Source organism: Acetobacter fabarum (assembly GCF_022483405.1).
Lineage (GTDB): Bacteria > Pseudomonadota > Alphaproteobacteria > Acetobacterales > Acetobacteraceae > Acetobacter > Acetobacter fabarum.
Genome location: NZ_JAKVNI010000001.1, coordinates 246,602 through 273,274 on the forward strand (window position 1 = coordinate 246,602; position 26,673 = coordinate 273,274).

At 57.5% G+C, this 26,673-nt stretch carries 22 protein-coding genes, 3 pseudogenes and 1 riboswitch; of the genes and pseudogenes, 12 read left to right on the forward strand and 13 right to left on the reverse strand.

Annotated features, from left to right (window positions below; translation table 11 throughout):
- Window positions 1-141: 141 nt before the first annotated feature.
- The 6 genes from LKE65_RS01240 to LKE65_RS01265 all read right to left on the reverse strand — a co-directional run bounded on the left by LKE65_RS01240 (window position 142) and on the right by LKE65_RS01265 (window position 4,825).
- Window positions 142-1,377: an MFS transporter gene (locus LKE65_RS01240; RefSeq protein WP_278740126.1), complete on the reverse strand. Its 1,236-nt coding sequence runs from the start codon at window positions 1,375-1,377 to the stop codon at window positions 142-144.
- 25 nt (window positions 1,378-1,402) lie between these two features.
- Window positions 1,403-1,801, reverse strand: coding sequence for a GlcG/HbpS family heme-binding protein (locus LKE65_RS01245; RefSeq protein ID WP_165925509.1), 399 nt, complete (start codon window positions 1,799-1,801; stop codon window positions 1,403-1,405).
- Between the two features lie 88 nt (window positions 1,802-1,889).
- Entirely contained in the window at window positions 1,890-2,621 is a 732-nt protein-coding gene (locus LKE65_RS01250) for an IclR family transcriptional regulator (protein ID WP_278740128.1), read from the reverse strand.
- A 104-nt stretch (window positions 2,622-2,725) separates the two neighbouring features.
- Window positions 2,726-3,370: a LysE family translocator gene (locus tag LKE65_RS01255; RefSeq protein ID WP_095349592.1), complete on the reverse strand. Its 645-nt coding sequence runs from the start codon at window positions 3,368-3,370 to the stop codon at window positions 2,726-2,728.
- Between the two features lie 149 nt (window positions 3,371-3,519).
- Window positions 3,520-3,966 (reverse strand): hypothetical protein, encoded by a 447-nt coding sequence (locus tag LKE65_RS01260; RefSeq protein WP_278740130.1) that lies wholly within the window; start codon window positions 3,964-3,966, stop codon window positions 3,520-3,522.
- A 37-nt stretch (window positions 3,967-4,003) separates the two neighbouring features.
- Window positions 4,004-4,212, reverse strand: a riboswitch (cobalamin riboswitch).
- A 43-nt stretch (window positions 4,213-4,255) separates the two neighbouring features.
- Window positions 4,256-4,825 (reverse strand): histidine phosphatase family protein, encoded by a 570-nt coding sequence (locus tag LKE65_RS01265; protein ID WP_278740132.1) that lies wholly within the window; start codon window positions 4,823-4,825, stop codon window positions 4,256-4,258.
- A 110-nt stretch (window positions 4,826-4,935) separates the two neighbouring features.
- On the opposite strand from LKE65_RS01265, the gene LKE65_RS01270 reads away from it, so the two are divergent.
- The 3 genes from LKE65_RS01270 (at window position 4,936) to bfr (ending at window position 8,544) form a co-directional block, all read left to right on the forward strand.
- A complete protein-coding gene (locus tag LKE65_RS01270; protein ID WP_278740134.1) occupies window positions 4,936-6,891 on the forward strand; it encodes an esterase/lipase family protein in 1,956 nt (651 codons plus the stop codon).
- A 2-nt stretch (window positions 6,892-6,893) separates the two neighbouring features.
- The gene (locus LKE65_RS01275; protein WP_278740135.1) at window positions 6,894-7,892 is read left to right on the forward strand and encodes an Lnb N-terminal periplasmic domain-containing protein; all 999 of its coding nucleotides are present in this window, start codon (window positions 6,894-6,896) and stop codon (window positions 7,890-7,892) included.
- A 166-nt stretch (window positions 7,893-8,058) separates the two neighbouring features.
- Window positions 8,059-8,544, forward strand: a complete 486-nt coding sequence (gene bfr / locus LKE65_RS01280) for a bacterioferritin (RefSeq protein WP_025826363.1) — start codon at window positions 8,059-8,061, stop codon at window positions 8,542-8,544.
- A gap of 56 nt (window positions 8,545-8,600) precedes the next feature.
- Here bfr and LKE65_RS01285 read toward each other — a convergent pair whose 3' ends face one another.
- Both LKE65_RS01285 and LKE65_RS13480 read right to left on the reverse strand, forming a co-directional pair.
- Entirely contained in the window at window positions 8,601-8,960 is a 360-nt protein-coding gene (locus LKE65_RS01285; protein ID WP_278741723.1) for an ArsC family reductase, read from the reverse strand.
- Between the two features lie 15 nt (window positions 8,961-8,975).
- Window positions 8,976-9,419, reverse strand: a pseudogene (locus LKE65_RS13480) (HIT family protein); the annotation flags it as partial.
- A 137-nt stretch (window positions 9,420-9,556) separates the two neighbouring features.
- Here LKE65_RS13480 and LKE65_RS01290 point away from each other — a divergent pair.
- The 4 genes and pseudogenes from LKE65_RS01290 to LKE65_RS01305 all read left to right on the forward strand — a co-directional run bounded on the left by LKE65_RS01290 (window position 9,557) and on the right by LKE65_RS01305 (window position 14,266).
- The gene (locus LKE65_RS01290) at window positions 9,557-9,829 is read left to right on the forward strand and encodes a YtcA family lipoprotein (protein ID WP_086646266.1); all 273 of its coding nucleotides are present in this window, start codon (window positions 9,557-9,559) and stop codon (window positions 9,827-9,829) included.
- A gap of 3 nt (window positions 9,830-9,832) precedes the next feature.
- Window positions 9,833-10,882, forward strand: a pseudogene (gene mdtN, locus LKE65_RS01295) (multidrug transporter subunit MdtN).
- Entirely contained in the window at window positions 10,863-12,659 is a 1,797-nt protein-coding gene (locus LKE65_RS01300) for an FUSC family protein (RefSeq protein ID WP_278740139.1), read from the forward strand. The pseudogene mdtN and the gene LKE65_RS01300 overlap by 20 nt, the downstream one beginning before the upstream one ends.
- Window positions 12,656-14,266: a TolC family protein gene (locus LKE65_RS01305; RefSeq protein ID WP_278740140.1), complete on the forward strand. Its 1,611-nt coding sequence runs from the start codon at window positions 12,656-12,658 to the stop codon at window positions 14,264-14,266. The genes LKE65_RS01300 and LKE65_RS01305 overlap by 4 nt, the downstream gene beginning before the upstream one ends.
- Here LKE65_RS01305 and LKE65_RS01310 read toward each other — a convergent pair.
- From LKE65_RS01310 to LKE65_RS01320, 3 genes and pseudogenes are all read right to left on the reverse strand, one after another.
- On the reverse strand, window positions 14,239-14,817 hold the full coding sequence (locus tag LKE65_RS01310; protein WP_278740141.1) for a DNA-3-methyladenine glycosylase I: 579 nt from the start codon (window positions 14,815-14,817) through the stop codon (window positions 14,239-14,241). The genes LKE65_RS01305 and LKE65_RS01310 overlap by 28 nt on opposite strands.
- Window positions 14,818-14,829: 12 nt before the next feature.
- Window positions 14,830-15,255 carry an ArsR/SmtB family transcription factor gene (locus LKE65_RS01315; protein WP_086646271.1) on the reverse strand — a complete coding sequence of 142 codons (426 nt, stop codon included), beginning with the start codon at window positions 15,253-15,255 and terminating at the stop codon, window positions 14,830-14,832.
- Window positions 15,252-15,912, reverse strand: a pseudogene (locus LKE65_RS01320) (peroxiredoxin). The gene LKE65_RS01315 and the pseudogene LKE65_RS01320 overlap by 4 nt, the downstream one beginning before the upstream one ends.
- A 106-nt stretch (window positions 15,913-16,018) precedes the next feature.
- On the opposite strand from LKE65_RS01320, the gene LKE65_RS01325 reads away from it, so the two are divergent.
- Both LKE65_RS01325 and LKE65_RS01330 read left to right on the forward strand, forming a co-directional pair.
- The gene (locus LKE65_RS01325; protein ID WP_086646273.1) at window positions 16,019-16,945 is read left to right on the forward strand and encodes an MBL fold metallo-hydrolase; all 927 of its coding nucleotides are present in this window, start codon (window positions 16,019-16,021) and stop codon (window positions 16,943-16,945) included.
- A 39-nt stretch (window positions 16,946-16,984) separates the two neighbouring features.
- Complete coding sequence (locus tag LKE65_RS01330; protein WP_086646274.1) at window positions 16,985-17,770, forward strand: sulfite exporter TauE/SafE family protein; 786 nt, start codon at window positions 16,985-16,987, stop codon at window positions 17,768-17,770.
- Between the two features lie 87 nt (window positions 17,771-17,857).
- Here LKE65_RS01330 and LKE65_RS01335 read toward each other — a convergent pair whose 3' ends face one another.
- Window positions 17,858-19,462, reverse strand: coding sequence for a SulP family inorganic anion transporter (locus tag LKE65_RS01335; protein ID WP_278741724.1), 1,605 nt, complete (start codon window positions 19,460-19,462; stop codon window positions 17,858-17,860).
- A 191-nt stretch (window positions 19,463-19,653) separates the two neighbouring features.
- On the opposite strand from LKE65_RS01335, the gene arsC reads away from it, so the two are divergent.
- Window positions 19,654-20,004, forward strand: coding sequence for an arsenate reductase (glutaredoxin) (gene arsC, locus LKE65_RS01340; RefSeq protein WP_086646276.1), 351 nt, complete (start codon window positions 19,654-19,656; stop codon window positions 20,002-20,004).
- Between the two features lie 96 nt (window positions 20,005-20,100).
- Here the strand turns inward: arsC and LKE65_RS01345 are convergent, their stop codons facing one another.
- Window positions 20,101-22,545, reverse strand: a complete 2,445-nt coding sequence (locus LKE65_RS01345; RefSeq protein WP_278740143.1) for a membrane-bound PQQ-dependent dehydrogenase, glucose/quinate/shikimate family — start codon at window positions 22,543-22,545, stop codon at window positions 20,101-20,103.
- Window positions 22,546-23,054: 509 nt separating this feature from the next.
- Between LKE65_RS01345 and LKE65_RS01350 the strand changes: the two genes are divergently transcribed.
- Both LKE65_RS01350 and LKE65_RS01355 read left to right on the forward strand, forming a co-directional pair.
- Complete coding sequence (locus tag LKE65_RS01350; protein ID WP_278740144.1) at window positions 23,055-24,731, forward strand: alpha-keto acid decarboxylase family protein; 1,677 nt, start codon at window positions 23,055-23,057, stop codon at window positions 24,729-24,731.
- Between the two features lie 290 nt (window positions 24,732-25,021).
- Window positions 25,022-26,659, forward strand: coding sequence for a carbohydrate porin (locus LKE65_RS01355; protein ID WP_278740147.1), 1,638 nt, complete (start codon window positions 25,022-25,024; stop codon window positions 26,657-26,659).
- The last annotated feature ends 14 nt before the right edge of the window (window positions 26,660-26,673 follow it).

The window sequence follows — 26,673 nt, forward strand, 5'->3', positions numbered from 1 at the left end:
CGCGTTGTTATTTTCCCACACATTGCTGAATTATGCTGCACATAGCACCATACAAGTGCTGGGTAGCGTCTGCTATGGCCCTATTGGCAGGCAATAAAAAACCCCTTGCCGGGCAAGGGGCTTTTTAAGGCTATGAACTCATTATGTTATGGGCTGGCGTTCTTCCGGCACCCCGCTTTTTTTGAGAATGAAAAGAGCCAGCAGATAAACCAGCAGCCCACCAGCAGAAAGCAGCGCCCCACCCACACCCAGTGCAGCATACCCAAACTGCTGCCCCAGCAAGACGCTCCCCAGCGACGCCCCCAGCGCATTGGCAATGTTAAATGCAGAATGATTAAGGGAGGCAGCCAGAGTTTGCGCATCGCCTGCAAAATCCATCAACCGTGTCTGCAAGGCGGGGCCGAGCGCGTTTACGCAGGCCGGGATCAGAAATACATCAAGCATCAACGCAAGATTGCTGTGTAAAAGTACTGAAAAAACCAGCATGGCGACCGCACTGCCGGCCAGCGCAAAAATAGCTGCCAGATTGATGTTACGGTCCACCAGCCACGCCCCGATATTGGCACCTGCCAGCATACCCACACCCCAGACCACCATATACAGCATGACCTGCCATTCGGGCACGTGCGTAACATTTTGCAAAACACTTGTCAGGTACGTGTAAATTGCAAACATGCCACCAAAGCCAATTGCTGCGGTCAGCAATGTAAGCAGCACCTGTGTATTACCCAGTGCCGTAACCTCCCTGAGCGGAGAATTGGCACGGTTTGGTGTATCCGCCGGAATAAAACGCCACACCCCGGCAAAGGTTAAAAGCCCGAACAGGCCAATAATCAGGTACGCAATGCGCCAGCCAAAATGATTGGCTGCAAAAGTGGAAAACGGTGCCCCGACCAGAGTAGAAATTGCAATGCCGGACAAAACACGCCCAACCGCCCAACCCCGGCGTGCACGCTCCACCATGGATGCCGCAACCAGAGCCGATACGCCAAAAATGGCACCATGAGGCAATCCGGTAATAAACCGCGCCACCTCGACCAGCCCCGGCGTGGGCATGGCAACACTAAGCAGATTACCAAAAACAAACAGTAACAGCAGCACAAGCAGCAGTTCCCGCCGCGACAGGCGCGCACCCAGAATGGTAATGAGCGGCGCACCAATAACAACCCCAAGCGCGTAGGCTGTAATGGCGTAGCCCGCATCAGCCGTGGACAGGTGCAGGGATGCTGCAAATTCGGGCAGCATTCCCATAATGGCAAATTCACCAGTGCCAACGACAAATGCGCCAAAGGTCAGGACAAGGAGTGCCGCAGCTCTACCCGCTGGTGGGGCCATTGGGGCCATGCTGCCTACTGGGGGAGTGGTCTGTTCTGTCATGGTTTTGCTCTGTGCCAGAAACCCATCAGGCCGAAAGGGTTTTTGCAGCCACACGGGCAATGGCAATATCTTCTTCCGTGCTTGCGCCTGAAACACCAATGGCGCCCAGCACCTTGCCATCTGCAGCCTTCAGCACCAGACCGCCGCCAAAGCTGGTCATACCGCCATTGGTGTTTTCCAGCGTATAGGCACGACCGTCGGGATGACCAATTTTTGCAAAATCTGCGCTGTCCATCTGGAACAGAACCGCCGTGCGGGCCTTTTTGCTGGCCACATCAACCGCCCCCAGAATAACGCCTTCCATACGCAGGAAGGCAACAGGCCATGCTGCCGCGTCCAGAATGGAAATGCAGACAGTTACACCCATCCGCCGTGCCTCGGCATGGGCGGCATCCAGCATGGCGGTTGCAAGTGTTGCGTTCATGACTCGTACATTCCTTTTGTGCAAAGGCAGGTACGTTAGCCACACGGGCAGATAAGGGAACCGGAAAAACAGGGAAAAGTTTATTTATTCAATATTGTTGAACATCAAGCTGCTCAAGTGAGCGCATCATCATCCACGCAAGCCTGATCAGGCGGTGCTGCGGAAACTGCGCAGGAGGGCCGGTCAGGCACAGGCTTGCCCTGACCTCCCCATTTATCCGCCATGGAATGGCAACACCGTTCAGCCCCGGCCTGTAGGCCTCCAAGTCCAGCGCATATCCTTTGATCCGCACATCTTCTATACGGCTCAGTACATCTGCATCCAGCGCATTGGCACGAGTTGCCAGCACCCGCTTGCCCAGACCGGGCACACAGGCCAAGAATACCCACCCAACGGCTGAACCTTCCAGGTTTTCCCGCACTGGCACCCTGGGCCAACCGGCACAAAGCCCATTGGGATCGACAATATCCAGATACGCGGCCTGGTCCCCGCTAGGCACGGCCAGCCATGCCGTGCCACCACTTTTATGGGCAACGGCTTCCAGCACCGGGCGCAGACGGGCCCGCACGCTGTTATCATCCCCCGCAATACGGGCGAGGTTGAGTATGCGCCCGCCCAGATGGTAACGCATATCCCCTGCCCTGCGCTGGACGTATCCCAAATGGTCCAGCGTTTGCAGAATATTGTGCACCGTTGTTTTGCCTATGCCTGAAATACTGGCAATCTGCTGCAAACGTGCACCACCACCCTGCTGGGCTATAATTTCCAGAATAGCTGCGGACCGCTCTATGGACTGGATAAGCCTTGGCGTTTTGCTCATGCCGCATTCCCACTACCCAAGGGGCTGACCATACTCCGCCCGCCTTATGGTACGCAGCATAACAGCACCTTGGCAGAACGCCTGACTTTTCTGGCCATCATGCTTCAGGATGGAATACCGCTCATGACCAGCCTGAATGCAAAAAAGAGGAACACCACCCCCGTAAGCACATCCAGCGCACGCACCACTCTGGGGCTGGACAGAACACGACCGAGCGAAAACGCCAGACAGGCCAGAACCGCATACCATGCCACAGCCATAACCACCTGCACCCCCGCCAGCAGAAGGGAATAGCTGACCCGGTGTACACCTGCGGGAATAAACTGGGCAAAGGCGGTCAGGTCGAACACACCAACAAGTGGGTTAAGGCATGTGGTCAACAGCCCACGCTGGTAGCCAGCCCCCATACCGCCAACAGACCGTGCCTGAGCATCTGCCCGCGCCTGATCATGCGCCCCGGCAGAAGGCATAAGCAGGCGCACCCCCAGATAAGCCAGATAAAGCGCCCCGGCCCATTCCAGCGCCAGATACAGTGTGGGAGAGGCCGCAACCAAAGCGCTTACCCCAAACGCTGTGCCTGCTCCCCATATGGCAAGCCCTGTGCCGGTGCCCAGCGCTGCCCCAAGGGCCGCCTTGCGGCTCACATTCATGCCCAGACGGATAACAAGGGCCGTTTCTGTCCCCGGTGTGAGCACCAGAACACCCCACGCGGCGGCAAAGGTCAGTAAAGGCAAAAAAGCATGGGGCATGGCCAGGTCCTGCACAGTGCATTGAGCAACACGCACCACCCTATGGCCGGTTCAGCCCATAGGGTGGTGCGTGCTGGGTGCTAAAAAAGAACAAAAGCCACAAAAAGTCCAAGCCAACAGGCAAAAAAATACCTGTGATCACTCTAACGCTATCTGCGGTTATATAACTCCATAGCCATGTGGCGCGCGCCCACAACGTGCTGGGCCGCAACATAGGCCATGAGCATGGCATGAGCTGAGGGGTTTTCGGCCTTTTCCTCTCGCTCCTGCTCGGGGGCACAACGGGCCTTTATGGCCAGACTTAGTGCGTGCTCCAGCATGCCGCGGAAGAGGGTCTCAAGCTGCAAGGCTCTGGCACGGTAAGGTAAAGGCTGTTCTGGCATAAACATCCCCAGCATCTGCCCTCCGGCCTGTTGCAAGGCGGCCTCTTCGGCCAGCTGAGGGGACTCTCTGAACAGGGCCAGAACCTCCGCCCTGTTCGGCGCAACGCGCAGCAGATGCCGCAGCAAAGGGTGCAGCAACCCCACTCCACCCGCAATATGCGCGGAGCAGGAGGAAGCAGGCGGATAAGAACCCGGCAGTAAATAGCATGACATCAGACATCTCAGCCCCCGGTCAGTCCCGCCCGGTGACATGGTTTGCAAGACGAAGGCAGGTCTCCTGACTTGCAGATACGCGACACACCCTGCCTTCCCGGTTATGCACCAGTGGCCGCCCCCTCCGGGGCAACGGATGTAAGCTACTGCCTACAGTTGCGGGTACAGTCTCCGACTGACTTCTGGCGAAGCTTACGGTGTTCCCTTTTCATCCGCTCGCGCGGAACCTTCGACTAACAGGGGCAGGCTATAGCGGCATGCGCGCTTTGCCGCGAGCAAAAAAACAGGCTCACGCCCCTTCCGCCGGCACTCCCAGCAGACCCAAACGCCACTGACCCGCATGGCAGCTGATCAGGCTGTAACTCAGGGGCGGTACATCAACCCGTGCAGCATGGGCCAGACCCACAGCCCCTTCCCCCTGATACAAAACCCGCAACAGCAGGTTGCGCACCACAGCAGGCCGCGCCAGCACAACGGCTGCGGGCAGGGTCTGGCTTATATCATCCAGCCAAAGGGCCGTTCTGTGGTAAAACGCGGCAAAGCTTTCCCCTGCTGGTGGGGCAAAAGTCGCATCGGTTAAAAAGGCATGCTGCTGCACAGGGTCCAGAGCCTGAAGGCCTGTGCCCGCCCATGTTCCGTAATCCCGGTCCCGCAGGGCATCCTGTGGCCGCAGGATCTGCCCTTGCCCATCCGGCACGGCCACATCCGGGGCATAAAATACCGTTAACTGGCTCACGGACGGTAGATAAGCTGCGGCTGTCTGGGGGGTATAGCCATGCGCAACCTGTTCAGCCCCATCAGGCAGCACACCCTTGCGCACAACACCGGGTAGTGCAGACGCACAGCAAAGCAGCTTCAACCCACAAACCTTTCCCGCACTGGGCCATGACTGTTCAGGATTTGCCAGCATGCCGCAGACACCCTACACCATCAGGCATTATTTTACCGCGATTTAAAACCGAGAATCGGATGCCCGCTTTTTCCAGCACTTTATCCAGCGCTCTGTGTTCCCGTTTTTCGTGGGTCGCGGTCTGTCTGGCCGTTTCAGGCTGTGCGGCCCCCATTACCGTGCAGCGCCTGAGCCTGACAGACAGCTACAAGGAACGCAGCCAGAGCACACTGAGCGGGCAGCAGCTGAGCAACACCACCCGTATTGTGCTTGAGCGCCAGAACCTGTTGGCCATATGGAAGAAAAATCCCGAACAGGCACTGGCCATCCTGCGCGCCAGCACACAGGCGCAGTTTTACACCCCCGACCTGCAGGACCAGCTTTTTGCCCTTGCGGAGCTGAACTACCTGCTGGGTCGCCAGAACACGGACCGTGCGGCCTTTATGGCGGCAGCCCTGTACGCCTATGCCTACCTGAACCCCAACGGGCCGGATAACGCAAAACCCAACCCATATGACGTACATTTCCGCCAGGCGTGTGATCTTTACATGTTTGGCCTGACCGAAGCTCTGGGTAACCCTGTGGAGGTGGCACCACAACGCTGGACGCTCCCCTTTGGCACGCTGGACCTGTCCACCACCCCCGCGCAGAAGGAATGGTACGGCTATACGCTGACCGACTTCCGCCCCACAGCGCGCCTTTCGGTGCGGGGGATAAAAAACATCTATCGCAGGGCGGGGCTGGGGGTGCCTCTGGCAGCAGTACCCCACCCACCAGCAAACAGCCAGATTTCCTTCTCCATTACCGACAAGCTGCGTATTCCCGTTAACCTGCTGCTGGAAATCCCCAACCCACGCGAGCAGATTTTTACAAACCATATTGATGCGCGCCTGACACTGGCAACCATTGACACAACAAGCAGCCTGCCAACCACAGACGGTGTTATTCCCCTACAATATGACCAGACCGCCTCCCGCGCGATCAGCCTGAGCAACGCGGTTGACTGGTCCGTGGAATACAAGGGTTTTCTGGATGGCAATCTCTTTAACAAACGTGCCCAGCTTATTGCCATAGAACCGCACCAGTATGGCCATATGCCCGTTGTGCTGGTGCATGGCACGGCCTCCAGCCCCGGACGCTGGGCGGATATGGTCAATGACCTGCTGGAAGACCCGCAGATACGCGCACATTATGAGTTCTGGTTTTTCTCCTACGCCACGGGCAACCCTATCCCCTACTCCGCCCTGCAACTCCGCGATGCCCTGAACCGCACCATCCATGACCTTGGTGGTACGCAGGCAGACCCGGCACTAGGGCAGATTACTCTGATCGGGCACAGCCAGGGCGGGCTTTTGGCAAAAATGCTGGCAATTGACCCGCATGATGCCCTGTGGAACGGGCTGACCCACCGCGCGCTCTCCAGCCTCCACCTTTCACCCAATGTACGGCAGTTTCTGGAACAGGCCCTTTTCCCTACCCCCATGCCTGAAGTCAAAAGTGTTGTGTTTATCTCCACGCCACAACATGGCAGTTATCTGGCCGACTTTTCCATTGCGCACCTTATAGGACGGATGGTCACTTTTCCCGCAGCCATTACGGAAGTGACCCAGCAGGTCCTTGAGGGCAACACCGGTGCGCTCAAGGTGGATATGAGCCCCAGCCGTTTTGGCAGTGTTTATGGCATGTCTCCCCGCAGTGCGTTCATACAGGCGCTGGCGACTGTTCCTGTTGTGCCGGATGTGCAGAGCCACTCCATTATTCCCGTGCTGGGCAACGGGGCTCTGGAAAATGCGGATGATGGTGTGGTGGCTTATGCCAGTGCGCATGACCCACGGGTGCAGAGCGAACTGGTTGTGCGCAACTCGGGCCACTCCACACAGGCCAACCCGATCACCATTGCCGAAGTACGCCGTATTCTGCTGCAACAGTTAGCAGCCACCATACCCGACCTGCACGTTAAGGGGGATATGAACCACACCAACATCATGCGTATTGGTGGGGATTACGTCATCCCCACTACATGGGCAAAGCCGTGATCATGCGCAAACACCGCAGCCGCCACACAAGACACTGGAAACTGACTGCAATAACCCTGCTTTTTGCAGTCTATGCCTGTGCGGCCCTTTACTATTCCACGCTTGAGCCCGACCTGCTGCGCCTTGGGGCAACCGGCCTGTGCGGGCTGCTGTTTGTGGCAACATCCTGTATCCGCCAGCCCATACGCCGCATTGCAGCCCTGTGCGGGCTTTGTGCGTGCTTTGCCATATGGTTCTGCACCAACCTCCCCAGCAATAACCGCGAATGGGCTGGGGAATATGCCGTGCTGGCCGATGCCATACAGGATGGTCGCACAGTCCATGTGCGCAATATCCGTGATTTTACCTATAAAACCGAAACCGATTATACCCCACACTATTACAACGCGGACTTTGATCTGGACCACCTTGCCACCATAGACCTGATAACGTCTTACTGGGCGGGGGACAGCATTGCCCATGTGTTCCTGTCCTTCGGGTTTGATGATGGCCGGCACCTTGCCGTTTCCATTGAAACACGCCGCCAGAAAAAGTTTTCCTATTCCACCATCGCCGGTTTTTTCCATCATTATGAACTGACCTACGTTACCGCCGATGAACGCGACCTGATTGGTGTACGCACGGATATACGCAAGGAACGTGTGTATCTTTACCGGCTGGAACTTTCTGCCCAGACCCGAGAAGCCGTTTTTAAAAACTACCTGACGGAAATACACAAACTGACCACCACCCCACGGTGGTACAATACGCTTATGGACAACTGCACGACCGAAATTCTGGCCCGTGCCAATGCCCGCACCCGTTACCGGCTGGACTGGCGGGTACTGCTGAGCGGGTACACAGCCTCCCTTGCCTATGATCTGGGGCTGCTGAACACACACTATGATTTTGCAACACTCCACGAACTCAGCCGAATAAAGCGCCCTGCAAATGCTGCGCCAGATGCGAATTACTCTAATGAAATACGGGAATCTCTCCCGCTCGCACTTGCGAATAAATAAAAACAACAGCAATACATGCATATCGCTCGCATTTAGAAGTAAGTTTGTTGCAAGTGATAATTATTTTTCCAAAAGCACTTGATTTTGAACATTTTTTTGTTTGCGAGTGGTTGCGTTTTATATTATGGTCCGCTTCAGTTCCTTTTGTAATCGAGAGTAAGCCACCATGGTCAAAGACCCTAAAGTTATTGAACACCTGAACATCCAGCTCACCAACGAGCTGACCGCCATCAACCAGTATTTTCTGCATGCCCGCACCCTGCGCCACTGGGGCGTGACCCTGCTGGGCAAAAAAGAATACGAAGAATCCATTGAGGAAATGCGTCACGCTGACTGGCTGATCGAACGCATTCTGTACCTGGGCGGCCTGCCCAACGTGCAGCGCCTGAACACGATTCTGATCGGTCAGGACGTCAAGGAAATCCTTGAATGCGACATGAAGCTGGAAGAAAAAGCCATGAGCGACCTGCGCGAAGGCATTGCGTACTGCGAAAGCGTGCGTGACTTCGTATCGCGCGACCTGCTGCTGAAGATCCTGTCCAATGAAGAAGAACATGAAGACTTCATTGATCGCCAGTTCGACCTGATCAAGCAGATTGGCGTTGAGCGTTACATCCAGCTCAACTCCGCCTCTGCTCCTGAGCAGGAATAAAAATTGCCCTGCTGCCCGGCTTATAACGAGCCGGGCAACAGCCTGCTTTTACCTGTTTAGTTTTTACCCAACGCCGCAGCGTAAAGCTCCGGCTTAAAGCCCACCTGCAAACCCTGCGGCGTTTCAAGCACCGGGCGTTTGATCAGTGTTGGATGGGCGACCATAAAGGCTATGGCCCGCTTTTCGGTCAAATCAGCTTTATCGGCATCAGGCAGTTTTCTGAACGTTGTGCCGGCTTTGTTCAGCAGTTTTTCCCACCCTACCTGTGCGGCCCATGCTTCCAGCTGTTGCGCGGTAACACCGGCCAGTTTGTAGTCATGGAAGATATACGCAACGTCATGCTCTTCCAGCCAGTTGCGGGCTTTGCGCACGGTATCGCAGTTTTTAATGCCATATAATGTCAATCCGCCAGACACGGTGTTCTCCTTTACGGGACCAATCCCCAAAACATTGCGCATTTTTTGCATGAATGCTGCATCTTCTGCCAGATTGAACTCCCGCGCCTGCGCAATATTATACGCCACGCATAAAGGCAGTAATCGCTGGGCCTGCGGTTCCGTTACATAGCGCGGCACAATATGGGTATGCAGCGATGGCGCCTGATTACACCATGTTTCGTAATTAATGCGCGCAGCCCCTGTCACCTCAAGCAACGCATCCCCCACCCGCACAACATCCTGCAGGTAGTCCAGCCGTTGCTGGCCTTGCAGGTCATTCACACTGGGCACGGCAGGGTCTGCCAGCAAAATGCAGTATCCTTCCACCGGCTGCGTATCGGCCACCACCAGCCAGCCGGATGCCATACGGCCGATAACCTTGGGGTAGGCCCCCTTGCGTGCAAGCTCCACGCGCTGCTGTATGACATTCTGAGTCATTACTTTGCCTCTACGGTGTTGGTGTGGGTTAGTGTAATGTTAACAATTATATCTTATCCGAAAAATGGCACATAAATACCAATAATGACTGCATTTTCTTGACAGTAAAAGCATGTTCACGTCCTAATGCCACAACCATGCGCTACCGTCCCCTCCAGCGCGCCATACCTGTTCTGCTTCTGCCTCTGGCGGGCTGTAAGGTTGCGGGCGCCCCGTCTTTTCCACTGGCTGGGGCCTACTTCCCCAGCTGGATGCTCTGCGGCCTGCTGGGCATTCTGGTGGCAGTGGGTTTGCGCGTGCTGTTCCTTGCCACGGATATTGACGCCCTGCTCCGCCTGCGGCTGTTCACCTATGTCTCGCTTGGCACCATAACGGGCCTGCTGTTCTGGCTTTTGGCATTTGGGCCGTAACGCATGAAAAAAATATCCCTTTCCAACCGCAACCCTATTGGCCTTGCTGTAGCTGTGCTCTGCATTGCGGCGGCCTCTGCGCTTGGCTACTACGTTCTGGGGCAGGATGAATCCTACCCTTCCACCGATAGCGGAACGGTAGATGCCGAGCTGGTGCATATTGCCTCCACTGTTGGTGGGCGGTTGCAGGCTTTGAATGTGCATGTCAACCAGTCGGTCAAGAAAGGGGATGTGCTTTATCAGCTGGACCCCGAACCCTATAATCTGGCGGTGCAGCAGGCCACAGCCGGGCTGGCGCTAACACAGGCAGGGGTAGAGCAGCAGCAGCGTCTGGTTGCCGTGGAAGCTGCCAATGCCGACATTGCCAAAAATCAGGCCGCGCGGGCCAAAACCAACCATGACCTTGCCGCCCGCACCGTGGAGCGCCTGCGCCCACTGGCCAGCAAATCCTATATTCCGTGGCAGCAATATGATCAGGCTCAGGTTGCCCTGCATGATTCGGGCATTACTCTGGACCAGAGCCACCTGCAGGCCACAGCAGCACAGGTTGCTGTTGGGGACCTGAACAGCTCCATTGCTGCCCGGCAAGTAGCCGAGGCTACTCTGGCCCAAGCCCGGTACGCCCTGCGCCAGACCACCGTTACGGCCCCTGCAGATGGTTATGTGACCAGCCTGCGGGTTATTCCGGGGTAAGTGCTTATTCCCTCGCAGGTTCTGTTTACGCTCATCGCCAATGACGGTTGGTTTGTTACCGCCAACATGCGCGAAGGCACGCTCCATGCCATTCACCCGGGCGACTGCGCCACGGTTTACTCCATGATTAACAGGAACACCCCCATACGCGGCCATGTGGAAAGCATTGGCTGGGGAGTATTTTCCGCTGATTCCGCAGGTTTGAGCCGCACTTTGCCTTTTGTCCCGCGGGAGATGGACTGGGTGCATGTGGCCCAGCGTTTTCCTGTTCGGATCAGGCTGGAACAGGCCAACCCGCAACAGCTGCGGCTTGGAGCCACAGCCACAGTGGAAATACGCCATGGCGCCGCCTGCGACTGACACAGGCAAAAGCACTCTGGCCCGGATATGGTGGCTGATCCGCGCGCCCCTGCCGGGCCGTGGCGGCCACAGCCTGCGCATGGCCGCCGCCTGCACCATGGTCGTGCTGATTGGTGAGATCTGGCAGATCCCCGATGTGGCCGTGCCTGCCCTGTGCACCATGGCTATCTGGCAAAAAGACCGCACGACCAACATGCTGGCAGGTGTTGCGGTCAACCTTCTGATCGTGGCCATTCTGGCACTGCTTTTTGTGCTGATCCACCTGACACTGGACCATCCGTTTGGTCAGGTCGTGGCGATCATGCTGCTGTCCTTCTGCTTCTTTTTTCTGGGATCAGCCAGCAAGCTCAAGCCTGTTGCCTATCTTCTGGGTCTGATTGTTGTCTTTGCCCTGGTTGTTGCCGACCAGGTCCCGATTGGGGAAATTGCAACCCGCGCCCTGCTTTATGCCGACCTGTTCATTCTGGTTCCCGGCGCGGTGATGATTGTGTGCGGCCCGCTCATATGCCCCTCCCCCGCAACGCTGATGATGCGTGAAATTGCCGCACGCCTGCGCCTATGCGCCACTTTGCTCGAACAGCCAGACAGCTACCAGCTGGACTACGCCCGCGCCACATTGCGCCAGGGAGCCAGCGGCATGCTCAAACTGCTAAAAATGGCAAAGCTGGAGAAGATTCTGCACAAGGACCCGCTTGCCCATCTGGAGCAGTCCGCCTACTCCAGTGTTGCGGCCCTTGCGTTGGCCCACACGGCCTTCCGGGATGGGGAAGAACAGCCAGACACTCTGGAATTTTCACAAACCCTGCGCGATATGGCGGAAATTTTTTCGCATAATGGCTACCCGCAGGATATTCCTCGCCTCAACGCACCAGACCATGCGCCCGCACTGGCCCAACTGGCCAATGTGCTGCATGGTTTTACTGAGCCGGTCCTTCCCGCGGCACAGAACACACCCGTGCCTGAGCCAAAATCGGGCTTTTTTACCCCAGATGCCTTCAGCAACCCCGAACACGTGCGCTTTGCCGTCAAAGGCACGGTGGCTGTGCTGATCAGCTATTTTATCTTTATCATCCTCAGCTGGCCGGGCATCCACACCTGTATCATCACCTGTTTTATTGTTGCCCTGCCAACCGTGGGGGAAATGACAACAAAGCTGCGGCTGCGTATTAGCGGGGCACTGGTTGGAGGAGCCATTGGCATTGCCTCCATTATTTTTGTCATGCCCCATCTTTATAATATTGCGGCTTTTCTACTGTTGATTTTTGTTGTGTCCCTTTTTGCCTCATGGGTCAAAAATGGGGATGAGCGCATAGCCTATGCAGGCTTCCAGATTGGCCTTGCCTTTTTTCTGAGCGACCTTAAAGGCTACGGCCCCACAACAGATATGACCACGGCCCGCGACCGTATTATCGGTATTCTGCTTGGCAATTTTATAACCTACGCCGTTTTTGTCACTTTCTGGCCCTCCAGCGCATACGGCCCCATTGCCCAGCGCTTTAGCAGTTTGCTTGATGCCTTGAAAAAACAGATCACCACCCCCGATCCCGCCGAACATACCCGGCTGGCTGCCACTGTTCAGGAAGACCTGTCCAGCGCGGAGCGTGCTCTGGAACTGGCCGAAGCCGAGCCCCAACACATGCGTGCACGCATGCCGCTTTTGCCCATTTACGCCACGTTAACACGGCAGGCCGCCATTGCAGCCGAGGATGGGCTACTGCCCTCCCGGCAACAGGCCGTTCAGCAACACATACAGGACATGGAACAGGCCCTGACATGACACACCGCGCCCCGCCCCCGGTCCTGCTTGGCCTTCCCTGCCTTCTGCTTGGCCTTTCAGGCTGTGCCACACAGGCGCTTGAGAGCGCTCCTGCCCGGCCAGACATGCCCTGGCAGCCCAACATTGCCGCCAATGGGGAGCTTCTGCCCGGCAAGGCTGGACGCCGGGGGCTTATGCTCCCCCCCGGCTACGTACTGCCCGCAAACCATGCCCTTACCCCCCGCCCGGCAGATAGCAACATCAACACCTCGCACATCTATACGCTGCCCGAACTCATTGATATTGCCCAGTCCAACAACCCCAGCACACGCCGGGCCTGGAATGCCGCGCGCGATGCCGCATTGGCCGTGGGCATTGCCCGCACCACCTACGTGCCCCACCTTACGGCCTCCATTGTTGGGGGGTATGGTACCCGGCACAACAATAACTCCTTTAGTGTTGAAAACGGCGGACTGGCTGGCAACATTATCAACAACACCAACACTCCACGCACCCAGAATAACGGGCATGGTGAAGTGCAAACGCTGAACATGGAATGGCTGCTGTTTGACTTTGGCAAGCGCGAAGCCATGATTGATGCCGCATCCCAATTACAACTCGCCAGCAACGTGCTGTTTACCGCTGCCCACCAGAAGGTCATTTACGGTGTTACACTGGCCTTTTATACGCATGCCGCAGCCGTAGCCCGTGCAGGGTTGGTAGAGCAGGCACTGCGCAATGCCCGCAATGTGCAGGCCGCAGCCGAGGCGCGCCTGCATCAGGGCCAAGGGACGATTGTGGATGTCGCCCAGACCCAGCAGATGACCGCACAGGCCGAACTCCGTCTGGTTCAGGCCCAGAACGGGATTGAAAACACGTATCTGGAACTCATGACCTCCATGGGTATTTCCCCCTCCACCCAGCTACGCACGCAGGACGTGGCAGGGCGGCCACTTAACATTAACGACATGCGCATGACGGATGACATGATCCGCACGGCCGTTTCCCAACGGCCGGATGTACTGGCCGCCTATGCCGCGGCCAAGGCGGCACGCAGCAATGTAACGGCAGCAAAAGCCGAGTTTTTGCCAAAAGTTTTTGTTACCGGCAACGTGGCCTATACAACCGGGCATCTGGCACTTTCCTCCGTGCCCGGTGCGGGGTCGGATTCATCACCAACCCTTAACCTGTCCTCCAACAACTTCAGCAGCCTTGTGCTGGGGGGTATTTCGGTCCCGATTTTTGATGGCGGGATGCGTGCTGCCGTGCTGAAGCAGGTTCAGAACCGGGCAGACAGCACACAGGTTACTCTGGAGCAAACGCTGGACGACTCCGCCAAGCAGATTGTCGCGGCAGAAAACGGCCTGCACACAGGGCTGAGCGCTTACCGGGCCGCCACCAAGCTGGAAGCCGCAGCCCAGACCAGTTTTGACGCCGCCTTTACAGCCTACCGCAGTGGAGTTGGATCCATAACACCCGCAACACTCGCCCAAAGCGGGCTGCTGGATGCCCAGCTCGCCCAGTCGGATGCGTATTATGCCGCCCTTATTGCAGCTGCCAGCCTTGGCTTTGCAACCGGCGCCATTGGCAATGTGCCAGATCAGGGGGTGGATGAACCTGCCCGGTAACAAAAACACGTGACCTCGTGCCCATCCAGCATACCAACCGCCTGCATCCATGCCTGCGCGGTTGTAGGGCCAACAAAGCGGAACCCTTTATGCTTAAGGGCTTTTGCAACGGTTACGGATAAAGGGGAATGTGGCTCCAGCCCGCTCCCGCGCTCATGGGCCTGTGCCGCGCGCACCATGCCCCACGCAAACGCGGCAAAATCCTCCCCCCGTTCGTGCATGGCAAGCCATGCCTGCGCATTGGCTACAGTCGCGGCAATTTTGGCGCGGGAGCGGATAATGCCTGCATCCCCCATAAGCCGTGCCTGATCATCCTGTGTAAACGCGGCAACCCTGTGCGGGTCAAACCCACAAAAAGTGCGCCGAAAATTCTCACGCTTTTGTAAAACAGTATTCCATGACAACCCGGCCTGAAAAGTTTCCAGCACCAGCGCCTCCCATAAAGCGCGGCTGTCGGTAACGGGTTGGCCCCATTCCTGGTCATGATATGCGCGGAGCAGAGCATTGGATTCGGCCCACCCACAGCGCACCAGCGCACCAGAACTGCTCATCCCCTGCCCGTATTACGAACGCGGCGCATCTGGTGTGCGGATAAAGGCGAACTGTGCTCCTCCCTCCGCTTCCCGCTGGGCTGTGGTGCGGCGGGACGCGGCATACCGTTCGGATACGGCCCGCAGGGCAGGTAGAGCAGCACGGTCCCCACGAAGCAGCCCGATAAGGGCACGCACACGCAGGGATTCCTCCTCACTGGCAAGGCTGTAATGGATTGTGCGGGATTCGCGCCTTGGCACCACAATTTCTGCCCGCCGCAAAGCCCCGAGTTGCTGGCTGAGCGTAGGCTGACCAATGCCGGTGCAGGATTCCAGCTCCCCCACGGCAAGGGAGCCCTGCTCCAGCAGTGCATCCAGAATCATCAACCGCTGTGGCTGGGCAAACAGCTTCATCCGTTCCACAAGCTGCCGGGCTTCTTCCACCCCCAGAGCACTCATGCCTCGGTATCCTTGCTCATGTTCATGAACCAGTCTGGCCCCGCAGCTATGACATCTTCGTGTGTCTGGCCTGTGGGGAGCACCACATCCGCCCCCGGCGTCCAGCCTTCGGGGGTCATGACATCCCCCCGCTCAACCCGTTGCAGGGCACGCAGCACCCGCAGCATTTCCGCCACAGAGCGGCCAACGGTTGCGGGGGTACCATGTGATCACGCGCACAATACCGTTGGGGTCTATAAAATACGCGGCGCGCACGGTCGCACTATTGCGCGCATCCAGATCAAGCATACCGTAGGCACGGGCAATGGCCAGCGAAGGGTCTTCAATAACAGGGAAGGAAACAGTGACGCCAAAACGCACCCGTATGGCTTCCAGCCATGCCAGATGGGCAGGCAGGCTATCCACCGACAGGCCGACCAATGCGCAGTCCATGGCCTCAAACTGGGGAACAGCCCGCGCCATGGCAATAAATTCGCTGGTGCAGACCGGCGTAAAATCCGCTGGGTGCGAAAACAGAATAACCCACCGCCCACGCAAACTGCTGAGCGTAAAATCCCCCTGCGTGGTGCGGGCCGTAAAATCAGGTGCGGCATCCCCGATCTTCAGGGACGAGGAGAGGGGCACCAAAGGGCGGGCATCTGCTATGCGATCGTTCATGGCAGTTTCCTTTACGCGAAATCCTGATCTTGACGCAAGATGGTTTCATATTTAGTGAAACCAAATATACACTGTTACAGTAAATTATAAACAGTTGGAGTCTCCCATGTCGGACACCGCCATCACAACAGCAACGGCCCAGATTCTGATGATGCTCCGCCATCCACAGACACGCCCTGTGGTGCAGAGTTTTTTTGACCCGGCCACCTTTACCGCAAGCCATGTTGTGCATGACCCGGCAACAAAGGAGGCTGCGGTCATTGACAGCGTTCTGGATTATGACGCCGCATCTGGCCGGACCAATTACACCTCTGCCCAGCAGATTGTGGATTATGTTAAAGCGCAGGGCCTGAACGTGGTCTGGCAGCTTGAAACACACGCCCACGCCGACCACCTTTCTGCCGCGCCGTGGTTGCAGGAGCAGCTTGGCGGCAAGTTGGGCATCGGGGCGGATATTGTGCGGGTGCAGGAGGTATTTGGGAAAATATTCAACGCCGGCACGGAATTTGCGCGCGATGGCTCCCAGTTCAACCACCTGTTCAAGGATGGAGAGCAGTTCAAGCTGGGGAATCTGGACTGTATTGCCCTGCATGTTCCCGGCCACACCCCGGCGGACATGGCCTTTGTTATCGGGGATGCCGCCTTTATCGGGGACACACTGTTCATGCCCGATTACGGCACCGCCCGGGCGGACTTCCCCGGTGGGGATGCCCGCATGCTCTACCGCTCCATCCGCCGCCTGCTAACCCTCCCCCCCCAGACACGCCTGTTTTTGTGCCATGACTACAAAGCCCCCGGACGCGATACCTTTGCGTGGGAGACAACCGTAGGGGCCGAACGCGAACACAACATTCATGTGCATGATGGCGTGGACGAGGAAGCTTTTGTGGCCATGCGCACCACGCGGGATGCCACTCTGGACCTGCCAAACCTGATCATGCCCTCCGTGCAGGTCAATATTCGGGGGGGGCACATGCCCGAGCCGGAAGATAACGGGGTTAGCTATATCAAAATCCCTGTAAACCGCCTGTAAGCACCCCAGCACCCTGACCACGCACACCCCGGAGCACCCATGTTAACACCCCACCTTCTACACATCGCGCTGGAAATTGCTTCTGGCGCAACCGTGGGGTTCACCCTTGGGCTGGTCGGGGGGGGCGGGTCCATTCTGGCCGTGCCGCTTATGGTCTATCTGGTTGGGGTGCCCAACGCGCATGTCGCCATTGGCACCAGTGCCCTGTCTGTTTCCATCAATGCGCTGGTTGGACTGGCCCAGCATGCGCGCAACAAAACCGTAAAATGGCGGTGTGCAGGTATTTTTGCCCTCTGCGGCGTGGGCGGGGCCTTTTTGGGGGCGTCCCTCGGCAAGGCTGTGGATGGCAAGCACCTGCTGCTCCTGTTCGCCCTGCTCATGATCGGGGTTGGCGTGCTCATGATCCGTGGTCGCCATAATACCGGCTGCCCGGGTGCCAGCTGTAACAGGGAGAATGCGCCCAAGGTCATGGGCTGCGGGTTTGGCACGGGCCTGCTTTCAGGCTTTTTTGGTATTGGCGGCGGCTTTCTGATTGTGCCGGGCCTTATGGCTTCCACCAGCATGCCTATTCTTAATGCTGTTGGCACATCGCTGGTGGCTGTGGCGGCATTCGGGTTTAGCACCACCATCAGTTACATGCTCTCCGGTTATGTGGACTGGCAACTGGCAGGGCTGTTTATTCTGGGTGGAGCCATTGGGTGCAGCATTGGCACCAAGGCATCACGCGCGCTGGCAGGCTCTACCGGCAGGCTGACCACAGTTTTTGCCAGCCTGATCTTTGTTGTTGCCGCCTATATGATCTGGCAGAGCATCCGCCAGTTCTAGGGGTGGAATCGCCCCTTCCTTTCCAGCCATTCTGACGGCACCGGCCTGCCTGCACCCGCAGCTGATGCAAAGCGCAACCTACCGGCCTTAGAGCTGGGCCTGTGGCCGGGGTTGCTCCGCCACTGTTTGCTCCGCACTGGCCATGGCCTGATGAAGCTGGGCATAAACATTCCCCTCCCCCAGAGCACTGACAATATGGTGCCGCTCCATGTCCGCCAGTGCATAGGAAGCGACCCGGCCAAAAATAACCCGCACACCTTGCATGTGCAGCCGGAACAGCACATCGCGCACAACACTGGCGGCAGAATAATCAATATCTGTAATCGCGCTGCAATCCACAACAAGGCAGCGCACCGGCGCAGGCGCACTGGCCAGGAGCAGGTCAATATCTTCCGCAAAAAGCGAGCAGTTTGCGTAAAACAGATCTGCACAGAACCGGTAAACCACAAGCCCCGGCGCCGTCTGCTCCCCTGCACTTACGGGAACGGCCTCAAGTGCCTGTGTTGCCGGGTCCGGCTTGAGCACCATGGTATGGGGCCGGTAGCTGTGCCGCACATGCCGGAACAAGGAGAGGGCAATCGCAATAAAAATGCCCTGCTCCACGCCAATGCTCACCACTGTCGCCATGGTCACCAGCGCAAGCCGGAACTCCCCGGGGCTTTCCTGCCGGATATGGTTCAGGGCTACGGTATCAATCATGCCCACGGCAACACAGAACACAACCGAACCCAGAATACAGCGGGGCAGATACTGGAGTGGTCCGGTAAAAAACAGCAGCACACATAACGTAACGACAGCAAAAACAAGTTGGGCCTTCTGGCTGGTGCCCCCGGCCTGCACGGCCATGGCGGTCTGGGTTGGGCTGCCATTAACCGTAAAGGTGCCACTTAGCCCGGCTGCTGCATTGGCGGCACACAGGCCAACAATATCTGCATTGGCATCAACAGTTTCATGCAACCTGTAAGCAAAGGCGTGCGATGTTGCCGCACTTTGCGCGATAATGACAAAAACGCATGATGCAGAAACCGGCAGAAGTGCCAAAAACTGATGCCAGGACACCACAGGAACCGCAAAGTGCGGCAAGCCACCCTGCATAGGCCCCAGAACCGTTACGCCATACTGCGCCAGCCCCAACAGCCAGCTTAAGCCCAGCGCCCCCAGCACCACCACCAATGCCACAGGCCGACCGGGCAAAAAGCGTGTACCACACAGCAAGATCACACAGGCCACGCAGGAAATACCGACCGAGAGCAGGTGCATGTGCGCACTCGCCTGCACAAGCCCCACAAACTGGGCCACGGTATTATGCGAGCTGACATCCAGCCCCACCATGTCATACAGCATGCTCATGCTGACCTGCACACCTACGCCGGCCAGAAACCCCACCAAAACGGTGCGGGACAGAAAATCTGCTAAAAACCCTAGCCTGCACAGGCGGGCCGCCAGCAAAAACCCTGCATTAAGCAAGGCAACAGCGCTGACCAGATGGATATAGGCAGCACTACCCACCGGCTCCATTTCCGACAGGGCGCTGGAAAAAATGGCTGCTGTGGCGGAATCTGCGGCAACTACCAGATGGCGGGATGAGCCAAAAAGCGCAAACGCCACCAGCGGGAACAGCACCGTGTACAACCCGGTAACCGTAGGCATGCCCGCAATACGCGCATAGCCCAGCACCTGCGGAATGTTCATGGATGCCAAAGACACCCCTGCCCACACATTTTTGCTGACAGAGAACGGTTTTTGCCACCAGCCGGTTAATGTACGCACGCAGTCCCCCTGCCCTACCCTGCGTTCCCTGCTGGCCTGCTCCGGGCTGGGTCGGCCCTTGCCAGCCTTGCAGAACATGCAACAATCACGCCTTTGTAAAAGAGGCATGTAACATGACTGTAACAGTTTACCACAATCCGTCCTGCGGCACGTCCCGCTCCGTGCTGGAACTTGTGCGCAATGCGGGCATAGAACCCGAGGTGGTGCTTTACCTTAAAACACCCCTGAGCCGTGACCAGCTTGAAGAGATTGCACGCCAGGATACACTTGGAGCGCGCGACCTTTTGCGTACAAAAGAAAAACTCTGTGCAGAGCTTGGTCTGGACAAACCCGAAGTCACAGACGCCCAGATTCTGGATGCCATTGCCCAGCACCCCACCCTGCTCAACCGCCCTGTTGTGGTAACACCCAAAGGGGCAAAAGCCTGCCGCCCGGCCAGTGTGGTGGAAGAACTGCTGCCATAACCACGCGCCTGCCCCGGCGTGGAGAGCATAAAAAAAGGGGCCTGTCCGGCTTATGATAAACCGGACAGGCCCCTTACTGCCTAACACATACAGTTGTTAGTGCGTTGCGGCACCTGCACCTTCTGGCAGGGCGTAGGCGATAATATAATCCCCTACATCTGGTGAGTGACTGGCCCCACCTGCGGAAATAACCACATATTCCCGCCCGGTTTTAGGGGAGCGGTAAATAAGGGGGGCGGCCACAGCCCCTACCGGCAGGCGCTGCTTCCACACTTCCTGCCCGGTCCGGGAGTTCAGGGCACGCAGGTAGTAGTCCTGTGTTCCGGCAAAAAAGACCAGACCAGAGGCAGTAGAGGTAGGCCCACCCAGCGTAGGCATGCCAATTGGCACCGGCAGATGGGTTTTAATGCCCAGCGGCCCAAGGTCTTCCACCGTACCCATAGGCACCTGCCAGACAATTTTTTTGGTGTGCAGGTCTATGGCTGTCATGGTGCCAAAAGGCGGCGTGTTGCACGGCACAGCCAGCGGGGACTGCAGAACGTCAATTTTAACCCCGCCATACGGTCCGGCCAGTTGAGGGCGGATAGTGCCCATGAACCCCGGCACCTCGTCTGTGGAGACCTTGAACTTGCGGGCATTTTCCCGCGTAACCAAGGACATCCGCAGCGGCATGCGCATGTCATTCACAAACATGAGCCCGCTGTTTTCATCCACCGAGATACCGCCCCAGTTCATGCCACCCAGCAGGCTGGGCCATTCGATGTACGGTTTTTCGCCCGGTGGGGTAAACGGCCCGGTATAAACCGAACTTTTGAACATGATCCGGCAATAAAGCTGGTCAAACGTGCTCACCCCCCACATAGCGCTCTCGCTCAGCGGGTCCGCACCAATGGTGGGCATGCCAACAGAAAACGGCTGGGTGGGGGAAAGGTGTTCGCCCTGCGCCGCGGGAGCTGTGGCAACCGGTGTTTCCACCACTTCGGTCACAGGCTTGCCTGTGCGCCGGTCGAGCACAAAAATATGCCCGGTCTTGGTCGTCTGGATCAGGGAGGGGATTTTCTCCCCCTGTGCATTGGTCACATCATACAGCACCGGCTGTGAGGGCAGGTCATAATCCCACACATCATGGTGTATCAGTTGCGAGACCCAGCGGGTTTTCCCTGTAGCGGCATCCACGGCCACAACCGCAGCCCCGAAGCGGCCATTAGCAGCATTCCGGTCCCCACCCCAGTAATCAGGGGGGCCGTTGCCGGTTGGCAGGTAAACAAGGTTGAGTTCCTTGTCGTATGTCGGCACCGTCCAGACATTGGGGGTGGATAGCGTGTAGGTCTGATCGGGGGCGGGAGCCTGCGTGTTATCGGGGTTCCCCACATCCCACGCCCAGGCAAGGGAGCCATCACGCACATCAAACGCCCGCACAACGCCTGAGGGTTCGCCGGGCATGATGTCACGCACCCAGCCGCCAACAACCGCCAGATGCCCCATAACCACGGGGGCGGCTGTAGGGTGATAGCGTTTGCTGTTTTCGGTTGGACCCATCTGTTTTTTAAGGTCCACAAACCCTGCATTGCCAAAGCCCGCACACACTGCACCGCTATGGGCATCCAGCGCAAACAGGCGTGCATCAATGGAGGATACCAGAATACGCTGGCGGCAGTCTGGTGCGGTGTAGCTGGCCTTCTGCTCCTGCGTCAGGCTGGTATCTGCATCCATGTCATAATACCCAACGCCGCGGCAGCTTACATGCTCGGCCGTGACGGCATTGGGGTTAAACTTCCAGATTTTCTGCCCTGTATCGGCATCTATGGCGGTAATCAGGTTTTCTGGCGTGCAGGAATACAGCACGTTCCCGATCTGCTGGGGCGTGTTCTCATCCGTGCCAAAAGCCCCCCCGCTTATGCGACGGCCGGTGCGGTACACCCACGCAACCTTAAGCTGGTTCACATTGGCGGGGGTAATCTGGCTATACGGCGCAAAGCGTGTGCCGCCAGCGCTCCGGCCATAGAACTCCCAGTCCTGCGGGGCATCTGGCGCACCAGCCTGCACCACCTTGGCGGCATCACTCAGAGCATCAGGGTTGCTCAGTGTTCCATGCGGGAAAAACGCCAGAACCAGCGTACCCACCAAACCCGCCATAACGGCCAGACCGCCCCATGCACTCCACCGCCGCGCATCCGCCCGAACGGTGGGGAAAAGGGCTGCAAGCCACAGGCCAAGGGTCAGCAGTATGGCGGGCACAACCAGACGGGGCAGCAGCTCCCAGTAGCCAATCTGCGGGGCATCGTAAAAAGCCCACAGGCAGGTTGCCGCAAACACGGCAATGGAGGCCGGCAGCGCACTGCCCTTACGCAGGAAAAACAGGGCCGCCAGCCCCACATAAGCCAGCCCCGCCAGCAGGTAGTACGCCGAGCCACCAAGGACCAGCAATTGCCCGCCACCATAAGCCAGAACAAGCCCCACCCCTGCACTCAGCAATGCAAAGAGAACCCGGTATATATCGGCCCCTGTTATCCGGCGCTCAGTTTTGAATGGTTCATCCATTCCTTATTCTCCCAATTCCCTAAGTTCCCAAAGAACCACATGGCTGCAGGCCAGCTAGCGCCGCCTTGAGCTGCCCACACCCTGCCGTTCCTGAGCAAAGACGGTGGTCTGTGTTCCATGACCTTGGATGCTGTCAATAATAATTCCGTATTTTACAAATCACGACTTGCCACGCACAAGAATATGACCCGGTTTTTCATACGAATTATACTGTATAAATCCACCCTGTATCACGTTGAGGTGAGACACAGAGCACCTCGCGCGGTGCGTAAAGCCCGCTCATTCCCATGCTCTGCCCTGCTGTGGTCCTTACATGTTTTGCAAACCTTTGAATTATCAGACTTACTTGCATACTCCCACGTTAAAATGCCTCCATATTGCCCCCAAGCCATACTGGAAACATATGGGTTATAACAGCTTCATATATTGGACATTCCCACGGCATCGCGCGTTTAAATGATGCAACACCCCTGCGCGCAGGACCATTTTTTAAGGAATTTGCATCTACCATGACCTATACAGTTGGAATGTATCTGGCCGACCGTCTGGCTCAGATTGGCCTGAAACATCATTTTGCGGTCGCCGGGGATTACAATCTGGTCCTGCTCGACCAGCTCCTGCTCAACAAGGACATGCAGCAGATCTACTGCTGTAACGAACTGAACTGTGGCTTTAGCGCAGAAGGCTACGCCCGCGCGCACGGGGCTGCCGCAGCCGTGGTAACCTTTAGCGTTGGTGCCATTTCCGCCATGAACGCCATTGGCGGTGCCTATGCGGAAAACCTGCCCGTTATCCTGATCTCCGGCTCCCCCAACAGCAATGACTACGGCAGTGGCCACGTGCTGCACCACACGCTGGGCAATACGGATTACGGCTACCAGCTTGAAATGGTGCGCCACGTAACCTGCGCGGCCGAAAGCATTACAGACGCTGCCTCCGCTCCGGCCAAGATCGACCATGTCATCCGCACCGCGCTGCGTGAGCGTAAACCGGCGTATCTGGAGATCGCCTGCAACGTCTCCTCCGCGGAATGTGCGCGCCCCGGCCCGGTTACGTCCCTGCTGGCAGAACTGACCCCCGACACCACAAGCCTGAACGCCGCCGTGGATGCCGCAGTTGCCCTGCTGGAAAAATCCGAACGGGCCGTCATGCTCGTTGGCACCAAGGCCCGCTCTGCCCATGCACTGAGCGAAACAGAAGCACTGGCAGACCGCATTGGCTGCGCCGTAACCATTATGGCCGCAGCCAAAGGGCTGTTCCCCGAAGATCACGCCAGCTTCCGTGGCCTGTACTGGGGCGAAGTCTCTGCCCCCGGTGCGCAGGAACTGGTGGAAAAAGCCGATGCCGTGCTGTGCATTGCCCCCGTGTTCAATGACTACTCCACCGTTGGCTGGACCGCATGGCCCAAGGGTGAGAACGTGCTGGTGGCCGACCCCAACCGCGTAACCGTTGGCGGGCAGACCTTTGAAGGCTTTACCCTGCGTGAATTCCTGACCGCTCTGGCCAAAAAAGCTCCCCATCGCCCCGCCAGCGCGCGTGACACCCAATACACGCCCACCAAAATTGCGCCCGCCGCCCCGGATGCACGCCTGACAAATGACGAAATGACCCGTCAGATCAACGGCATGCTCACATCCAAAACCACGCTGGTGGCGGAAACGGGGGATTCCTGGTTCAACGCCATGCGCATGCATCTGCCACGCCATGCCCGCGTGGAAACAGAAATGCAGTGGGGCCATATTGGCTGGTCCGTGCCCTCCTCATTTGGCAACGCCATGGGATCGCAGGAACGCGAACACATTGTTATGGTGGGGGATGGCTCCTTCCAGCTCACTGCGCAGGAAGTCGCCCAGATGGTGCGCTACGAACTGCCGGTTATTATCTTCCTTGTGAACAACCGTGGCTACGTCATTGAAATTGCCATTCACGACGGCCCTTACAACTACATCAAGAACTGGGATTACGCCGGTCTGATGAACGTGTTCAACGCTGGCGAAGGCCATGGCCTTGGCATGACGGTTACAACCGGCGCAGAACTGGCAGAAGCCATTAAAAAGGCACAGGCCAACCACCGTGGCCCAACCATTATTGAATGCCAGATCGAACGCACGGACTGCACGGATATGCTGGTCCAGTGGGGCAAGCGCGTTGCGTCCGCCAATGCCCGCAAGCCGCACGTTTCATAACAGACAGCCTGATTTTTCCATTCAGGAAACGCCCCGGATGCAGGTCCGGGGCGTTTTTTATGCCCACACCCGCAGCGCTCACCGAGACGTTATTTAAATCACGTTATCTTATAATAAGTTTTCAAAAAAATAATGTTACGCAAAGCCCAGTTTCACCAGAACCTTAAAAGGATTACTGGCCGCGGTATGCTCCGCACCACGCAACTGGCAAGAGTAAATTGGAAAACATATTTTTTTGAATGTGTTTTTCCAAAAAATCTTTGCATGAAAATACATTAGAAAAACACCATATGACCATAAAACCATCAGGACTGCTGGCTCTGGCCACATGGGGCTTTGCGACCTTTTGCCACGCCACGTCCGCACAGGCGCAAACACCTCCCCCCGCCCCTGCCAACTCCGCGGAACTGGTTGAGCACGCCATGCGCCAGAGCGATGAGCAATCCCTCCTGCCCGACCCCCATGTGCTGCAACGCCCGCTCAACTCCCCCCTGCCCCCCAGCGGTGTGCCTGTGGCCCCCTGGCCGGGCCTTGCAACCATGAACATTCCCAGCGTGAATGATTACGGCGCCAAAAAGCCGCACTATATCATGACCCTTGAGCCCCTGAGCCTGCATGAAGGGCCATCATGGCTCTTACCCTCCGAGGTGGACGCCCAGCGCCGCACGGACATGGAGGACCCCTACTACGTGCCCACAGCTGGCAGCAGCCACCTTGTACCCCAGATCATGCCTTTCCGGACCCGCTTGCAGCAGAAGGGGTTTGCTTTTTCCTTTACCTACAAAGGGGAGGCCATGGGCAATATCAATGGCGGCATCAAACGGGGCATGGACTACGTGCATGAGCTGACATTGCAGATGAATTTTGATCTGGGCAAAATGGCCGGGCTGGAAGGCTGGTCAGTGCATACGCTGCTCATGAACCGCGCAGGCCGCGAAGTCTCGCACGATATGGCGGGCGAATATTATGTTAACCTCATGGAGGTTTATGGCCTTTCCGGGCATGTGGTGGCGCATCTGGTTGATTTGTACGCCGAAAAGCAGTTTCTCAACAACCGTATGGACATAACCTTTGGCCGCATGTCGCTCACCCATGTTTTTGCGACATCTCCACTGATCTGTTCCTTCATGGTCACCTGTTCGGCTCCCGTGGCGCTAAAGCTGGACCCCGGTTTTTCCGTTTACCCCAAGGCCACATGGGGGGCGCGTGTGCGCTTCCGCCCCACGCGGGACACCATGGTGCAACTCGGGGCGTATCAGGTCTCCCCCCTCAACGGAAATCCCAGCGGGTGGTCCTGGGGGAGTGAGGAGACAACAGGCATGATGCTGCCCATAGAATTTACCTGGCAGCCCTTCCTGACCCGCAACCGCCTGCCCGGCCACTATGTTTTTGGTTATGCCCACGATACATCGCGCTACGCTGACCAACTGGGCAACAAACCTGCCAGCCTGTTAAGCCAGCCCGGCCGCGAACGCAGTGCACCCATGGATATTTTCTGGTTTGAAGGCGACCAGATGATCTACCGGATGGGGGGCCGCAACCAGATGGCAGGCGGCTACCTGATGGCGGGGTACATCCATAACACCCCCCATGTTTCAACCATTTCGGACGAGGCCTATGGCGGCCTCTCCTTTAACGGACTTATTCCCACCCGCCTGACGGACAGGCTGGGTATCCTGTATTCATGGTACCATGTGAGCGACCGCAAGCGGCTTGGGCAGATGTACGCACTGGATGCAGGCATGTCGCTTGGTGCGCAGGTCCGGGGGCCGCAGACGGACTCCCATGTGATTGAGGCGTATTACGCCATTGACGCCATGCCCGGCGTGACCGTCCAGCCAGAATTTGAATACATGATCCGGCCGGGGGAAACATCACACATTCCCGATGCGGCTCTGGTGGGCCTTAAGGTTATTGCCAACCTGTAAGTCCGAATCTGTGG

Bases quoted from the DNA above. Each gene is read 5' to 3' on its own strand.
- LKE65_RS01240 (WP_278740126.1), bottom strand. From the start codon at position 1,377: ATGACAGAACAGACCACTCCCCCAGTAGGCAGCATGGCCCCAATGGCC.
- LKE65_RS01245 (WP_165925509.1), bottom strand. From the start codon at position 1,801: ATGAACGCAACACTTGCAACCGCCATGCTGGATGCCGCCCATGCCGAG.
- LKE65_RS01250 (WP_278740128.1), bottom strand. From the start codon at position 2,621: ATGAGCAAAACGCCAAGGCTTATCCAGTCCATAGAGCGGTCCGCAGCT.
- LKE65_RS01255 (WP_095349592.1), bottom strand. From the start codon at position 3,370: ATGCCCCATGCTTTTTTGCCTTTACTGACCTTTGCCGCCGCGTGGGGT.
- LKE65_RS01260 (WP_278740130.1), bottom strand. From the start codon at position 3,966: ATGTCATGCTATTTACTGCCGGGTTCTTATCCGCCTGCTTCCTCCTGC.
- LKE65_RS01270 (WP_278740134.1), top strand. From the start codon at position 4,936: ATGCCCGCTTTTTCCAGCACTTTATCCAGCGCTCTGTGTTCCCGTTTT.
- LKE65_RS01275 (WP_278740135.1), top strand. From the start codon at position 6,894: ATGCGCAAACACCGCAGCCGCCACACAAGACACTGGAAACTGACTGCA.
- bfr (WP_025826363.1), top strand. From the start codon at position 8,059: ATGGTCAAAGACCCTAAAGTTATTGAACACCTGAACATCCAGCTCACC.
- LKE65_RS01290 (WP_086646266.1), top strand. From the start codon at position 9,557: ATGCGCTACCGTCCCCTCCAGCGCGCCATACCTGTTCTGCTTCTGCCT.
- LKE65_RS01300 (WP_278740139.1), top strand. From the start codon at position 10,863: ATGGCGCCGCCTGCGACTGACACAGGCAAAAGCACTCTGGCCCGGATA.
- LKE65_RS01305 (WP_278740140.1), top strand. From the start codon at position 12,656: ATGACACACCGCGCCCCGCCCCCGGTCCTGCTTGGCCTTCCCTGCCTT.
- LKE65_RS01310 (WP_278740141.1), bottom strand. From the start codon at position 14,817: ATGAGCAGTTCTGGTGCGCTGGTGCGCTGTGGGTGGGCCGAATCCAAT.
- LKE65_RS01315 (WP_086646271.1), bottom strand. From the start codon at position 15,255: ATGAGTGCTCTGGGGGTGGAAGAAGCCCGGCAGCTTGTGGAACGGATG.
- LKE65_RS01325 (WP_086646273.1), top strand. From the start codon at position 16,019: ATGTCGGACACCGCCATCACAACAGCAACGGCCCAGATTCTGATGATG.
- LKE65_RS01330 (WP_086646274.1), top strand. From the start codon at position 16,985: ATGTTAACACCCCACCTTCTACACATCGCGCTGGAAATTGCTTCTGGC.
- LKE65_RS01335 (WP_278741724.1), bottom strand. From the start codon at position 19,462: ATGAACATTCCGCAGGTGCTGGGCTATGCGCGTATTGCGGGCATGCCT.
- arsC (WP_086646276.1), top strand. From the start codon at position 19,654: ATGACTGTAACAGTTTACCACAATCCGTCCTGCGGCACGTCCCGCTCC.
- LKE65_RS01345 (WP_278740143.1), bottom strand. From the start codon at position 22,545: ATGGATGAACCATTCAAAACTGAGCGCCGGATAACAGGGGCCGATATA.
- LKE65_RS01350 (WP_278740144.1), top strand. From the start codon at position 23,055: ATGACCTATACAGTTGGAATGTATCTGGCCGACCGTCTGGCTCAGATT.
- LKE65_RS01355 (WP_278740147.1), top strand. From the start codon at position 25,022: ATGACCATAAAACCATCAGGACTGCTGGCTCTGGCCACATGGGGCTTT.